The organism is Streptomyces sp. R-07, assembly GCF_049913175.1.
Classification (GTDB): Bacteria; Actinomycetota; Actinomycetes; order Streptomycetales; family Streptomycetaceae; genus Streptomyces.
Genome location: NZ_CP183978.1, coordinates 4,107,706 through 4,121,615, shown reverse-complemented (window position 1 = coordinate 4,121,615; position 13,910 = coordinate 4,107,706). Strand labels below are relative to the sequence as shown.

Annotated in this window: 13 protein-coding genes; 10 read left to right on the top strand and 3 right to left on the bottom strand. The window is 72.7% G+C overall.

Annotated features, from left to right (window positions below; translation table 11 throughout):
• Positions 1 to 140: 140 nt before the first annotated feature.
• The 3 genes from ACN9M0_RS18725 to ACN9M0_RS18715 all read left to right on the top strand — a co-directional run bounded on the left by ACN9M0_RS18725 (position 141) and on the right by ACN9M0_RS18715 (position 2,900).
• Positions 141 to 959, top strand: a complete 819-nt coding sequence (locus ACN9M0_RS18725; RefSeq protein WP_399696276.1) for a glycerophosphodiester phosphodiesterase — start codon at positions 141 to 143, stop codon at positions 957 to 959.
• Positions 960 to 1,143: 184 nt separating this feature from the next.
• Positions 1,144 to 1,659, top strand: coding sequence for an ATP-binding protein (locus tag ACN9M0_RS18720; RefSeq protein ID WP_399696275.1), 516 nt, complete (start codon positions 1,144 to 1,146; stop codon positions 1,657 to 1,659).
• Between the two features lie 263 nt (positions 1,660 to 1,922).
• Positions 1,923 to 2,900 carry a DUF5926 family protein gene (locus tag ACN9M0_RS18715; protein ID WP_366037549.1) on the top strand — a complete coding sequence of 326 codons (978 nt, stop codon included), beginning with the start codon at positions 1,923 to 1,925 and terminating at the stop codon, positions 2,898 to 2,900.
• A 221-nt stretch (positions 2,901 to 3,121) separates the two neighbouring features.
• On the opposite strand, the gene ACN9M0_RS18710 is transcribed toward ACN9M0_RS18715, so the two are convergent.
• Together ACN9M0_RS18710 and ACN9M0_RS18705 are read right to left on the bottom strand one after the other, a co-directional pair.
• A complete protein-coding gene (locus ACN9M0_RS18710; protein WP_426403921.1) occupies positions 3,122 to 3,739 on the bottom strand; it encodes a hypothetical protein in 618 nt (205 codons plus the stop codon).
• Between the two features lie 167 nt (positions 3,740 to 3,906).
• Positions 3,907 to 4,587 carry a bifunctional DNA primase/polymerase gene (locus tag ACN9M0_RS18705; protein WP_366037551.1) on the bottom strand — a complete coding sequence of 227 codons (681 nt, stop codon included), beginning with the start codon at positions 4,585 to 4,587 and terminating at the stop codon, positions 3,907 to 3,909.
• Between the two features lie 522 nt (positions 4,588 to 5,109).
• On the opposite strand from ACN9M0_RS18705, the gene ACN9M0_RS18700 reads away from it, so the two are divergent.
• Together ACN9M0_RS18700 and ACN9M0_RS18695 are read left to right on the top strand one after the other, a co-directional pair.
• The gene (locus tag ACN9M0_RS18700; protein WP_426403920.1) at positions 5,110 to 6,561 is read left to right on the top strand and encodes a PP2C family protein-serine/threonine phosphatase; all 1,452 of its coding nucleotides are present in this window, start codon (positions 5,110 to 5,112) and stop codon (positions 6,559 to 6,561) included.
• Between the two features lie 103 nt (positions 6,562 to 6,664).
• Positions 6,665 to 8,128, top strand: a complete 1,464-nt coding sequence (locus ACN9M0_RS18695; protein ID WP_399696273.1) for an aminopeptidase P family protein — start codon at positions 6,665 to 6,667, stop codon at positions 8,126 to 8,128.
• Positions 8,129 to 8,185: 57 nt separating this feature from the next.
• Here ACN9M0_RS18695 and ACN9M0_RS18690 read toward each other — a convergent pair whose 3' ends face one another.
• Entirely contained in the window at positions 8,186 to 8,632 is a 447-nt protein-coding gene (locus ACN9M0_RS18690) for an ATP-binding protein (RefSeq protein WP_366037554.1), read from the bottom strand.
• Positions 8,633 to 8,968: 336 nt separating this feature from the next.
• On the opposite strand from ACN9M0_RS18690, the gene ACN9M0_RS18685 reads away from it, so the two are divergent.
• The 5 genes from ACN9M0_RS18685 to ACN9M0_RS18665 all read left to right on the top strand — a co-directional run bounded on the left by ACN9M0_RS18685 (position 8,969) and on the right by ACN9M0_RS18665 (position 13,906).
• Entirely contained in the window at positions 8,969 to 9,748 is a 780-nt protein-coding gene (locus ACN9M0_RS18685; RefSeq protein ID WP_366037555.1) for a hypothetical protein, read from the top strand.
• Between the two features lie 112 nt (positions 9,749 to 9,860).
• Positions 9,861 to 10,628: a YcnI family protein gene (locus ACN9M0_RS18680; RefSeq protein WP_426403919.1), complete on the top strand. Its 768-nt coding sequence runs from the start codon at positions 9,861 to 9,863 to the stop codon at positions 10,626 to 10,628.
• 36 nt (positions 10,629 to 10,664) lie between these two features.
• Complete coding sequence (locus ACN9M0_RS18675; protein WP_426403918.1) at positions 10,665 to 11,384, top strand: SCO family protein; 720 nt, start codon at positions 10,665 to 10,667, stop codon at positions 11,382 to 11,384.
• Complete coding sequence (locus tag ACN9M0_RS18670) at positions 11,381 to 11,869, top strand: copper chaperone PCu(A)C (RefSeq protein ID WP_366037558.1); 489 nt, start codon at positions 11,381 to 11,383, stop codon at positions 11,867 to 11,869. The genes ACN9M0_RS18675 and ACN9M0_RS18670 overlap by 4 nt, the downstream gene beginning before the upstream one ends.
• A gap of 24 nt (positions 11,870 to 11,893) precedes the next feature.
• Positions 11,894 to 13,906, top strand: a complete 2,013-nt coding sequence (locus ACN9M0_RS18665; RefSeq protein ID WP_426403917.1) for a copper resistance protein CopC — start codon at positions 11,894 to 11,896, stop codon at positions 13,904 to 13,906.
• The last annotated feature ends 4 nt before the right edge of the window (positions 13,907 to 13,910 follow it).

Below are 13,910 nucleotides of genomic sequence, written 5' to 3'. Positions count from 1 at the left end.
GGGTGCTGCACCAGCTTTTCCCACAGGACGTCAGGCCGCTGTAAGGCGGAGCTGTGCGTTCGCACTCCATCCTTTATATACGGACAGAACGGACATCATCCGGGGTGCCCGCCCCACCCCGCCAATGGCACCATGTCGCGGTGACTCACGCACGGCAGCACCCGAACCTCGTCCCCCTCCAGGTCGTCGCCCACCGTGGAGCATCCGAGGACGCACCGGAACACACCCTGGCCGCCTATGTGAAGGCCATCGAGGACGGCGCCGACGCCCTGGAGTGCGACGTCCGGCTCACCGCCGACGGCCATCTCGTCTGCGTCCACGACCGGCGCGTCGACCGCACATCGAACGGCCGCGGCGCCGTCTCCGCGCTCGAACTCGCCGATCTCGCCGCCCTCGACTTCGGGACCTGGAAGGGCCGGGACGACTCCGGCGAGATCCCCGACTGGGGAGACCCCGAATACACCTCCGTCCTGACCCTGGAGCGGCTCCTGGAGCTGGTGTCCGACGCCGGGCGCCGGATCGAGCTGGCCATCGAGACCAAGCACCCCACCCGCTGGGCGGGCCAGGTCGAGGAGCGGCTGATCCAGCTCCTCCAGCGGTTCGGCCTGGACGCGCCCGCGTCCCCCGCCGACTCCCCCGTACGCGTCATGAGCTTCTCGGCGCGCTCCCTGCAACGGATCGCCGCCGCCGCGCCGACGCTGCCCACCGTCTCGCTCGCCCAGTTCGTCTCCCCCCGGATGCGCGACGGGCGGCTCCCCGCGGGCGCGCGCATCGCGGGTCCGTCGATCCGGATCGTCCGGCACCATCCCGCGGTGATCCTGCGGCTCCAGAAGGCCGGGCACCAGGTCCACGTCTGGACGGTGGACGAGGCCGAGGACGTCGAGCTCTGCGAGCGCCTGGGCGTGGACGCGATCATCACCAACCGTCCGAAGCAGGTGCTCGCCCAGCTGGGCCGCTGAGGCGCCTCTCTCGCCCCTCTTTTCCCGTCCGTCACAGGAGATATCAGCCCTTACAGGGTGTGCACCGGCGCGTTCCGTGCGTACGCGATCGTCACGAGTGCCTCATCACACGTGGATTGGCCGGTTTCCGGTCCAGTCCATTGGGGCATCCACACGGTGGCGTGGGGCAAAGGAGGTCTCGGGGGTGGCGTTGGTGGTGGCACAGGAGGTGCCCACGTCGTCGAGCATGGCCGTTCCCCATGGCCCTGCGGGCGTGGGTGAGGCGCGGCACCGGATGCGGGACGAGCTGTACCGCAGCGGAGTGGCCGAATCGGTCGTCGACGACGCGGTACTGATCCTTTCCGAGCTGCTCAGCAATGCCTGCCGGTACGGCAGGCCGCTGGGCCACGCGGAGCGGGGCGAAGGCGATGTACGGGCGGCCTGGCGGGTCGACCCGGCGGGCGGCCTGCGGGTCGAGGTGACAGACGGCGGTGGTCCGACACGGCCCGTCCCGTCGACCCCCTCGGTCACCGCGCGAGGCGGCCGCGGGCTGAACATCATCGGCGCGCTGGCCCAGGACTGGGGCGTGCGGGACAGCGCGACCGGCGAGGTCACCGTCTGGGTGGTGGTCACCGAGGGACACCGCCGCGAGGACTTCGCGGCGCGCGTCGGTGGCGGCTCGGGCTTCGACTTCCTCGACGCGTACGACGATCTGGACTGAGACGCGTCACGACTTCCTCGACGCGTACGACGATCTGGACTGAGACGCGTCACGACGATCGGACCGAAGGACCGCGCGGGAGTGCGGTGGCGGGTCCGGGCTCACCGCCGCGCCCGCCCGCACCGTGAGCCCGGCGCCAGTCTCCGTACCCGCCCGGGCTGTCCCGCCGCCCCGCCTGAAGGGCGTCGGCGTCCGGTGCGGCTAGGCTCGCGGCCGATACAGCACCGCACACCGCACAGCCGCGATCGGGAGAAAGCCACACCATGGCCAAGAAGCGCCCCCAGACGAAGGCCGGCAAGACCGGCCAGGCACAGGTCACGAGCGGGGAGATCCCGGTCGTCGGCGCGCGCGAGCCGTGCCCGTGCGGTTCGGGCCGCCGCTACAAGGCGTGTCACGGCCGGGCCGCCGCGCACGCCGTGACCGAGCTCGTCCAGCGCCCCTTCGAGGGTCTGCCCGGCGAGTGCGACTGGGTCGCGCTGCGCGAGCTGGTGCCGGCCGCCACCGTGCCGCTCACCCTGAAGGGCGGGCTGCCCGAGGGCGTGCCGTCCGTGACGCTCGCGACCGTGCTGCCGATGGCGTGGCCGGCGCTCCGCCGCGACGACGGCTCCGTCCTGCTCGCCCTGCAGAACGACTCGACCTCCGGCGACCTGGCCCGCGACCTCGCCGACACCCTCCAGCGCGCCCTGGAGGCGGAGCCGGGCACCCCGGTCCCCGCCCGCCGCGTGCCGGCCGAGGGCCCGCGCCTGCAGGAGCTGCTCGACGCGGACGCCCCGTTCGCGCCGGAGGTCCACACGGGCTTCGAGTTCTGGATCCCGCAGTCCGCGGACGGCGCCGACCCGGAGGTCGCCGCGTCCCTGGAGCGGGCCAACGCGGCCGCGATCCCGACGGTGAAGCTGGCGAGCGTGGACTCCGCTTACTGGTGCGAGGTCCCGGACAAGAACCACCTGCGCTGGGTCATGCCGTACCCGGAGGAGAAGCTCCTCGACGCGCTCGCCCGTCTGCAGGCCGGCGAGGGCACCTCGCTCGGCGCGGACACCCGGCTCGTCGGTTCCTTCCGGGCCCACGGCCTGATGGTGCCGGTGTGGGACCTGCCGTCCTCGATGACGGCCGAGGAGTGCGAGAAGCCGGCGGCCGCGTTCGCCGAGCGGCTGGCCGCGGCGCTCGCCTCGGACGCCCCGCTGACGGCGGAGGAGCGCCGGGCGCGCGGCGGCCTCACGAACCGTCAGGTGACTCTCAGCTGATACCCCAGGTGGTATCGGTGACTGACAGACCGACCAGTCGGTGACTTCCGCCACAAGGCGGGTCTCCGGACGGGTAAATCCCTGTCCGAATAACCGAGATCGAATTTGCGAACCGCAGATCTCTTGTTACCGTTCTTGGAGCCCGGTCGCTGGTGCATCCCCCGTCGCCAGCGACCGGGCCTTTCCATGTCCGCTTCCGGCAGGCCCGAAGCGTCCGACGCTCAACTTCCCTCGCCGTCCGCCGTGTTGCTTCCCGCGCGGAGCAGCAGCGGAGTGCTGTCGCCCTCGCCGGCTCCGGCGAATTCCGCAACGGCCGTATACGCCGTGGCCGCGTCCCGAGCGCGCTCCGCCGGTGTTTCACAGGTTCCCGGTTCGTCCTGCGCCGTGATCGCGCAGCGCACTTGCACGGTCCGCCCGCCGGGGGCCATGAGGGTCAGAAACGCGTCGAGCTGGCGCCCGGTGGCGTTCCGGTAGTACGTGCGCGCCCAGACGTCGGGACCCTCGCTCAGGACGCAGGTCTGCGCCTCGACCCCCTCCGGAGAGGCGAGTTCCGGCCCACAACGCGTGACGCGCTCCGGGGACGCGGGCGCCGCCTGAACCGCGGAACCGGTTGCGGGAGGGGCGGAGGCGGGTGTACGGGTTCCCAGGCCGAGCCCCCTCAGCAGGTCCCCGGCCTTCGCGTCGCCCTCGGCGCCCGCGCCGGCGGCGTCACCCTCGGCGCTCGCGCCGGGCTGCCGTACGGGATCCTCCGTCGGCCCCGCCATCGCGACGAGGGGCAGCAGGACGGCGACCGTGACGGCGGTCCCGAGTCCGACCACGCGGAGGTTCACCGGGCTCATGGGACCCACCTGCTCCTGCTCGGCTGGAGAACTGCAAGATCCGGAGATCTTGAACGGTGGGGTGAACATAGCCGCGGGAAACGGGCGCCCGGCCGGCCGCGCGCCCGTTTCCCGTACAAGTCGGACCAGGACACACCCGTTCGGGTGAACGGCCGCGCCCGCCCGCCTCAGTACGCCAGCCGGCTCCCGCCGCCCGGTGTGCTCGTGCTCGCCTCGACCAGGGCGTCGACCACGGCCTCGACGTCGGGCAGCCACGGCCGGGCCGAGCCCGTGAGCGGCGCCCGCTCCCAGCGCACCTGCCCGGTCCCGGCGACCGAGGGCGGAAGCAGCAGGTAGCCGCCCTCGCCGTGGAACCGCAGCGAGCTGGGCACGCTGTCCTTCGCGTACAGCAGCTCGCCCAGCCGTTCCAGGCCGTACGGGGCGACGAGGATCGACCACCGGGTCGGGGTGGCCACCACCGGGCCGAGCCGCATGCCCGTGGCGTCGAGGGCGGCGAGGGCCCGCGCGCCCGCCACCGCGGGGAGGCTGACCGCGCAGGGCGCGCCGCCGCCCGTGGCGAGGACCACCGGGGCGTCCGGGCGCCGGGTCCACCACCAGCGGACCATGCGCTCATCCGTGGTGGCCGCGAGCAGTCCGGGGTCGTAGGGGTGCGCGCCGGGCACCACGCAGTCGGGGTCGGGGCAGGAGCAGGCGACTCCCGCGGCCGTACGGGTCGTCGCTCTCAGGCTCGCGCCCGGCAGGACCGGCCAGTTCCACTCGACCGCGAAGGTGACCGCGGCGTCGAGCCGTGCGGTCCTCTCCTTGCGCCGGAACCGGAGCCTGCGTCGCCTTCCGAGGATCTCGCGCATGAGCGCTCGTTCCTTTCCGTTGAACGCCGAATCCACATCACACCATGTGCAGAACACTTCACCGTGCGTATCAGCGCGTGCCTGGTCGGCGGGGTGCCGGCCCGCTGAGGAGCGGGGCGGACCGGGCCGGTGCCGGGTGGATCCCGGGGGAACCGGGTGGAGCCAGGTCAGAGCCGGAGCGGGTCAGAACACGTTCCCCGCCACTCGGTGGCGGGTTGCGGCCTGCGGCGGGAAAGACGCCGGGGTTCCGCGTCACGTTCCGGGGCGGTGTCAACTGCCCCTGCCTGTCACCGATTACGTACCCAGCACGCTCGGAATGACGCGCTTTCAAACGACGCCAGTCGACCGCAAAAGGTGCACACCGGGGGCAATTTTCGGCCAACTTCCCGCGCACTTCAACCCCCACGCACGACCTCACGGACACCACAAGTCCCGTGGGGACAATGCTGGACATCGTTCCTCTTGTGCGTGTACATGTGGATGCATCGAGCGGCTCAGAATGACATGGGGGTTTGCGATGCTATGGCGTCAAACGCACCGGTCGGAAAGCCGACTGACATGAGCGCCCCACACATGCCGAAAGTGGCCGGAATCGATTCCACGGTTCCCGGGCCCCCGCACACTACGTCGCCCCTCCCCGGGGTGCCCGCGGCGGCAAGTCCCTCCGACGAGGCCCTCCCACCCGGAGTGCTGATCCAGGACCGGCTGGCCTCCTGGGTCTCCGACCTCACCACCCTCCACGAACTCACCGAGCGCCTCATCAGGACCGCCTCCCTCGACGAGGCCCTCCGCGAGGTGCTCGGCGCCGGCGCCGCCCTGGTCGGCGCCCGCCGCGGCATGGCCGTCCTCGAACCGGCCGACGGCCGCGGCCCCACCAGCACCATCGGGCTCGGCCTCGCCCACTCCGACCTCGGCACCATCGAGACCGTGCCGCGCAGCGCCACCAGCTACGGCCGCCTCCTCGACGGCCTGCCCGATACCGGGCACCCGGAGCGCGTTCCCGATCCGATCGCCATCCGCGACGTCCGCACGGAAGAAGGCCTCGACCCGCGCCACCGCGAGGTCGCCGCCCGCCTCGGCTACGCCGCCAGCTACGCCCTCCCGCTCGCCACCGAGGACGCCGGCCGGCTCGGCGCGGTCGTCTGGCTCTACGACGAGCCGGCCGAACCCACCGACCGCCAGCGCCACCTCATCGGGCTCTACGGCCGCTTCGCCACCGAGCACCTCGCCCGGCTCCTCCAGGTCGAGCGCGCCCGCGTCCAGGTCGCCACCGTCGCCGAGGAGCTGCTCCCCAGCCGTCTCCCCCGCGTCCCCGGCGTCCAGCTCGCCTTCCGCCACCGCACCGGCCCGCTCGGCGGCGGCGACTGGTACGACGCGCTGCCGCTGCCGGACGGCGCCCTCGGCCTGGCCGTCGGCTCCGTCTCCGGGACCGGACCCAGCGCGCTGGCCGCCATGGGCCGGCTGCGCGCCTCCCTCCGGGCGTACGCGGTGATGGAGGGCGAGGACCCCGTCGCCGTCCTCTCCGACCTGGAGCTGCTGCTCCGGCTCACCGAACCCGCCCGCTCGGCGACCGCGCTCTTCGCGTACGCCGAGCCCGCGCAGCGCCGGATCGTCCTCGCCGGCGCCGGACACGCCCCGCCGCTGGTCATCGGCGACCGGCGCACCGAGTTCGTCGAGACCTCGCTCTCGGCCCCGCTCGGGATGCTCTCCTGCTGGGAGGCGCCGAGCGTGGAGCTGTCCCCCGCGCCCGGAGAAACGGTGCTTCTCTACACGGACGGGCTGCTGCGCCGTACCGGCGACGCCATGGACCGGGCCTTCGCACGGCTCCACGCGGCCGCCGCGAGCGTTCCGAAGGCGGACCGGGGCGACCCGGGCGCCGTCGCCGACCACGTCCTGCGGACCCTGCTTCCCGAGGGCCTGGACCCGGCTGTGGACGGGGAGGACGTGGTCCTGCTCGCCGCCCGCTTCGAGTGACCGGAATGTGACACTCCGGTAATGGGTCTTCCGGCCCTGGGCCCCCTTCCGTACGACCGTACGATGGTGGGGGTTCAGTGTCGTACCAAGAGGAGGCAGACCCGTGGCCGAGGAGCTCACGCCGGAGACCCCGGAAGAGACCGACGAGCAGCAGGCGATCAAGCAGCGGAAGAACGGCCTGTACCCGGGCGTGTCCGACGAGCTCGCCGAGAACATGAAGTCCGGCTGGGCCGACACCGAGCTGCACGACCTGGCGCCCATCGCGCAGGCCGACAAGACCGCCGCGCGCCGCGCCGCGCTCTCCGCGCGCTTCCCGGGCGAGCGTCTGGTGATCCCCGCCGGGAACCTGAAGACCCGGTCGAACGACACCGAGTACGCCTTCCGCGCCTCCACCGAGTACGCGTACCTCACCGGCGACCAGACCCAGGACGGCGTCCTCGTCCTGGAGCCGGTCAAGGACGGCCACGAGGCGACGATCTACCTGCTGCCGCGCTCGAACCGCGAGAACGGCGAGTTCTGGCTCGACGGCCAGGGCGAGCTGTGGGTCGGCCGCCGCCACTCCCTCACCGAGGCCGAGCAGCTCCTCGGCATCCCGGCGAAGGACGTGCGCGAGCTCGCCGCCGCCCTCAAGGAGGCCACCGGCCCCGTCCGCGCCGTCCGCGGCCACGACGCCGGCATCGAGGCCGCGCTGACCGACAAGGTCACCGCCGAGCGCGACGAGGAACTCCGCGTCCACCTCTCCGAGGCCCGCCTCGTCAAGGACGCCTTCGAGATCGCCGAGCTGGAGAAGGCCTGCGCCTCGACCGCCCGCGGCTTCGAGGACGTCGTCAAGGTCCTCGACAAGGCCGAGGCCACCAGCGAGCGCTACATCGAGGGCACGTTCTTCCTGCGCGCCCGCGTCGAGGGCAACGACATCGGCTACGGCTCCATCTGCGCCGCCGGCCCGCACGCCACGACCCTGCACTGGGTCCGCAACGACGGCGACGTCCGCTCCGGCGACCTGCTGCTGCTCGACGCCGGCGTGGAGACCACCGAGCTCTACACCGCCGACATCACGCGCACCCTGCCGATCAACGGCCGGTACACCGAGATCCAGCGCAAGATCTACGACGCCGTGTACGAGGCGCAGGAGGCCGGCATCGCCGCGGTGAAGCCCGGCGCCGCCTACCGCGACTTCCACGACGCCGCCCAGCGCGTCCTCGCCGAGAAGCTCGTCGAGTGGGGCCTCGTCGAGGGCCCGGTCGAGCGCGTCCTGGAGCTCGGCCTCCAGCGCCGCTGGACCCTCCACGGCACCGGTCACATGCTCGGCATGGACGTCCACGACTGCGCCGCCGCGCGCACCGAGAAGTACGTCGACACCACGCTCGAGCCGGGCATGTGCCTGACCGTCGAGCCCGGTCTGTACTTCCAGGCCGACGACCTGACCGTGCCGGAGGAGTACCGCGGCATCGGCGTCCGGATCGAGGACGACATCCTCGTCACCGAGGACGGCAACCGGAACCTCTCGGAGGGGCTGCCGCGCCGCGCCGACGAGGTCGAGGCGTGGATGGCCGCGCTGAAGGGCTGATCTCCGCGTACGTTGGAACCGAAGGGCCCCCGCCGACCGACCGGCGGGGGCCCTTCCCTATGCGAGGAGCAGCGACGGGCTGTCCCGCCACTTCAGGATCTTGTCGAAGCTGACCACGGCCCCTCCCCGGCCGGAGCGGTTGCCGAACTGGACGTGATCGGCCAGCTCCTCGATCAGGCGCAGCCCCCGGCCGTGCTCGGCCTCGTCCGCCGCGACGGCGGGGACAGCGCTTCCCGGGAAGCCCGGGCCCGAGTCGGCGACCTCGATACGGCAGGTCTCGCCGTCCAGGTACGCCGTCACCCGGTACGCCCCGCCCGGCTCGCGGGAGCCGCCTCCGCCGCCGTGCTCGACGGCGTTGGCACACGCCTCGGTCAGCGCGACCGACAACTCGTACGACACGTCGGGATCGACACCCGCCGTCTCCATCGTGCCCAGCAGAAGCCTTCGCGCGAGCGGCACGCTCGCGGCCTCGCGCCGCAGATGGAGTGACCACCAGATGCTCATGCTCCAGCCTCCCGGCAGCGGCTCGACATACCGTTACCTATTGCCTGAGCGGACGCTCCGTAAGCGCCCGGAGGCGTCAAGAGCGCTCGTTCGGCGGATGCACGGGGGGCGTGCGCCGGTGTATGCCACCCCCGAGGCCGGTGGATGTCGCCCCGGAGGCCGGTCTGTCTCAGCCCCGAGGCCGGGGTATCTCACCCCCGAGGCCGGGGTATCTCACCCCCGAGGCCGGGGTATCTCACCCCCGAGGCCGGGGTATCTCGGCGCGAAGACGCCCAAGAACGACCTTCCGGACCTGCCTCATGGCGGTGGGCCGCCGGGTGCGATGATGGGCCCGCCATGACTGCCCCCGCGCTCGCTCCACGGCTGCTGAGGGCCGCGGTGTTCACCGCGGTCTGCGTCGTGCTGTCCGCGTCGGGACACGCCCTCGCCGCCTGCGAGGGCATCGCCCTGTGGACCCTCGTCGCCGGTTTCCTCGGCGTCTTCGGGGTCACCGTGCTCTTCGCCGGACGTGAGCGCTCCCTCGGCTTCGTCGTCGGCGCCCTCGCGGGCGGGCAGCTCGGCCTGCACGTCCTCTTCGGGCTCGGACAACGGCAGCTCGCCCTGAGCAGCCAGGCCGACGACGCCCTCGTCCGGATGGCCGCCCGGCTGGTCTGCGGAGCGGGGACGGCGTCCCTCGACCCCGCCGACGCCGCCCGGATCGTCACCGACGCCGGACTCGACCCGGCCATGGCGGCGCACGCCCACATGGGCCACACGGCCGCCACGGCGACCGCGGGCGGGCTGCTGCCCAGCCTGCCCATGCTCGTCGGCCACCTCCTGGCCGCCCTGGCCACGGGCTGGCTGCTGCGCCGCGGCGACCGCGCCCTCGGCCGGCTCGTGGAGCTCTCCGAGCAGGGCGCGACGGAGCTCGCCGAGTGCGCCCTCGTGCGCTCCCTGCGGGCCGCGCTCCACCTCGTACGGACCCTGCTCGCCGGTCTTCCGGCGGCTCCGCGCACCGGACCGCGGCGGACCCTCCGGGCGCCCTCCGACTCCTCGCCGCCGCCGGCGGCCGAGGCCCTCCAGCACACGGTGATCAGGCGCGGCCCCCCGGCCGCCGACTGCGTCCTCGCAGCCTGACGCGGACCGCTCGACGTGAGCGGGCCGTGCTCGTCCGCACGCCTGTGCGGGACTCCGGTCCCCTCGCGTGCCGGACGCCCTCGCCTCTCTCCGAGCTGGAGTGTCTTCTGCCATGAACGTCTCCCGTACCCGTACCGCCACCCGCGCCGCCCTCGCCGGCGGCATCGCCCTCTCCTCCGTGGTGCTGCTGTCCGGCACCGCCTTCGCGCACGTCAGCGTGCAGCCGCAGGGCGAGGCGGCCAAGGGCGGCTACGCGACCGTCAACCTCAAGGTCCCGAACGAGCGCGACAACGCCTCCACCGTGAAGGTCGAGGTCGACTTCCCGCTCGACCACCCGCTGGCCTCCGTCATGCCGCAGCCCGTCCCCGGCTGGAAGGCCCAGGTGACGAAGGCCGATCTCGACAAGCCGCTGACGCTGCACGGCAAGCAGATCAAGCAGGCCGTCTCCAAGGTCACCTGGACCGCCGACGGCTCGAAGATCGGCCCCGGCCAGTTCCAGCAGTTCCCGCTCTCCCTCGGCCAGCTCCCGGAGGACACCGACGAGCTGGTCCTCAAGGCGATCCAGACGTACGACAACAAGGAGGTCGTGCGCTGGATCGAGGAGCAGAAGGAGGGCGCGGAGGAGCCGCAGAACCCGGCCCCCGTCCTGAAGCTCTCCGCCGCGTCCGCCGACCACCACGGCGGCGCCGCTCCGTCCGCCTCCGCCTCCGCCGAGACGGACGAGAAGGCCGGTCACGACGGCAAGGCGGCCGACCACGAGGAGACGGCCGCCGCCTCCTCCACCGACACCACGGCCCGTGTCCTCGGCATCGTCGGCATCCTCGTCGGTGTCGCCGGGGTCGCCTTCGGCGTCCTCGCCGGCCGCCGCCGCTCGGCCTGACGGCCGCACCCGCACCCGAGATCCGGAAGAAGCACCATGTCTGAAGAGAAGACGCCCGGGGCGGCAACGGCCCGTCCCGGGCGGCGCACGCCACTGGTCATCGCGGCCGTCACGATCGTCGCCGCCATCGGCATCACCGCCTCCCTCGGCCTCGGCGGCAACGACGACAAGCCCGCGGGCTCCGGCTCCGCGGTCGCCGAGGTCTCCGGCGGCAGCGACTCCACCAAGGCCGCCACCGTCCTCGACCGGCCGTTCACCAAGCCCGCGCTCGTCCTCACCGACACCAAGGGCGAGAAGTACGACCTGCGGGAGCGGACCAAGGGCAAGCCGACCCTCATCTACTTCGGCTACACGCACTGCCCCGACGTCTGCCCGATGACGATGAGCAACATCGCCATCGCCAGGAAGCAGCTCCCCAAGGCCGACCAGGACAAGCTCCAGGTCGTCTTCGTCACCACCGACCCCGAGCGGGACACCTCCGCCGAGCTCGCCAAGTGGCTGCCCGCCGCCGGCGACCCCTCCTTCACCGGTCTCACCGGCGAGTTCTCCGCCATCCAGGCGGGGGCCCGGCAGATCGGCATCGGCATCGACCCGCCGAAGACGGAGAAGAACGGCTCGGTCGTCTCCATGCACGGAGCCCAGGTGATCGCCTTCTCGCCCACCACCGACCAGGGCTACGTCCTGTACGGCGAGGACACGACCGTCGACGACTACGCCAAGGACCTGCCGAAGATCATCAAGGGGGAGAACCCGTGACCCTGGCCCGCACCACCCGCACCACCTCCCGGACCGTCTCCCGCGGCACCGCCCTGTCCGCCGCCGTGGCGCTCGCCGCCGCGCTCGCGCTGACCGGGTGCTCGTCCTCCGACAGCAAGCCCGAGCTGGAGGTCAGCGGCGCGTTCATGCCGCAGCCGGTGATGGACATGGCCGGCGGCTTCCTCACCATCAAGAACGACGGCGACACGGCGGACAAGCTGACCTCCGTCACCAGCCCCCTCTCGGACGACATCACGATCCACGAGACGAAGAACCAGAAGATGCAGCAGGTGACGTCGTTCGACATCCCCGCGAACGGGGAGCTGAAGCTCGAACGCGGCGGCAGCCACATCATGTTCATGGAGCTGAAGTCGAAGCCCAAGCAGGGCGACAAGGTCAGCATCGAACTGCACTTCGAGAAGTCCGACCCCATCAAGGTCGACGTCCCCGTCGAAGCAGCCAACCACAACCCGCAGCAGCACTGAGCTCGTTGACGGAGTGACACAGAGATGACAACCACCGCCCCGCGCCTCGGCAACGCCCTGGCCCGGCTGCTGATCCTCGCGGCCGCGCTGCTCGGCACGCTGCTCGCCGGCGCCGCCCCCGCCTCCGCGCACGCGGCGCTCACCGGCAGCGACCCGAAGGACGGGGCGGTGGTCGTCACCGCCCCCAAGGAGGTCAACCTGACCTTCTCCGAACAGGTCGCCATGAGCCCCGACTCCATCCGGGTCCTCGACCCGGCGGGCCGGCGGGCCGACACCGGCGAGATACGCGACCTGTGCAGCGGCTCCGTCGTCCGGTACGGGGTGGGGCTCCGCGCCGGACTGCCCGACGGCACGTACACCGTGGCCTGGCAGACCGTCTCGGCCGACAGCCACCCCATCGCCGGGGCCTTCACCTTCTCCATCGGCGCCCCCTCCACCACTTCCGTCGCCCTGCCCGACCAGGCGCCCGGCGGCGGACTCGTCGGCACCCTGTACGGCATCGCGCGCTACCTCTCGTACGCCGGATTCGCGGTCCTCGTCGGCGGCGGCGCCTTCGTCCTGGCCTGCTGGCCGCGCGGCGCGAGCGTCCGCCCCGTCCAGCAGACCGTGGTCCGGGGCTGGCTGACCCTGACCGTCGCCACCCTGGCGATGCTGCTCCTGCGCAGCCCGTACACCGGCTCCGGCGAGCTCTCCGACGCCTTCGACCTGGCGGGCCTGAAGGCCGTCCTGGAGACGAAGACCGGCGCCGCGCTCACCTCCCGGCTGCTGCTGCTCGGCGCGGCCGCGCTCTTCGTGGCCGTCCTCTTCGGCGCCTACGCCCGGCGCACCGACCCGAAGGAGAAGAAGGACCTCGCCTTCGGCCTCGGCATCGGCGGCACCGTCGTCGCCGCCGGTATCGCCGGGACCTGGGCCCTGGCCGAGCACGCCTCGACCGGTCTCCAGCCGGGCATCGCCATGCCCGTCGACATCCTGCACCTCCTCGCCGTCGCCGCCTGGCTCGGCGGCCTCACCGTGCTGCTCGTCGCCCTCTACCGGGCGCCGTCCGTCGAGCGCTCCGCGGTCGAACGCTTCTCCAAGGTCGCCTTCGGCTCCGTGGCCGTCCTCGCGGCCACCGGGCTCTACCAGGCCTGGCGCCAGGTCGGCTCCTGGTCCGCGCTGACCGGGACCCGGTACGGACAGCTGCTCCTCGTCAAGATCGGCCTCATGGCGGTCCTCATCGGCATCGCCTGGACCTCCCGCCGCTGGACCCAACGCCTGGCGGAGCCGACGACACGCGAGTCGGACGAGACTGCGGGGACGGGCGAGGCTGCGGGGGCGGATGAGGCCCCGGGAGCGGACGAGACCGCGGGGGCGGACGAGGCCCTGGAGGCTGGCGAGGTCGCGGGGGCGGACGAGGCCCTGGAGGCTGGCGAGGTCGCGTCCGACACGGAGGACGTCCGGGGATCCGAGGTGATCGACCCCGAGCGGGCCGCGCAGCTCGCCCGGCAGCGGGCCGCCGTGGCCACCGCCCGGCGCAAGCGGGAGCGGGACGCCGACCCCGAGCGGGCCGGTCTGCGCCGCTCGGTGCTGACCGAGGCCGCCGTCGCCGTCGTCCTCCTCGCCGTGACCACCGTCCTCACCTCTACCGAGCCCGGCCGCACCGAGGAGGAGGCCGGGAGGGCCACCGCCGCCTCCGGCCCGGCCGCCGTGCCCGACCGCCCCGTCGACATCCGGCTGCCCTTCGACACCGGCGGCGTCGACGGCAAGGGCGTCGTCCGTCTCAGCCTCGACCCCGGCCGCACCGGCGCCAACGCGCTCCACATCTTCGTCGAGCGCCCCAACGGCAAGCCGCTGGACGTACCCGAGATCAAGATCGCCCTCACCCTGGAGGCGAAGAACGTGGGCCCCCTGCCCGTCGCCCCCGACCGGATCCAGACCGGACACTGGAGCGCGAGCGGCGTCCAGATCCCGATGCCGGGCGAGTGGAAGATCCAGGTGACCGTCCGCACCTCCGAGATCGACCAGACCACCATCGACAAGAACGTGAAGATCGGCTGAAACG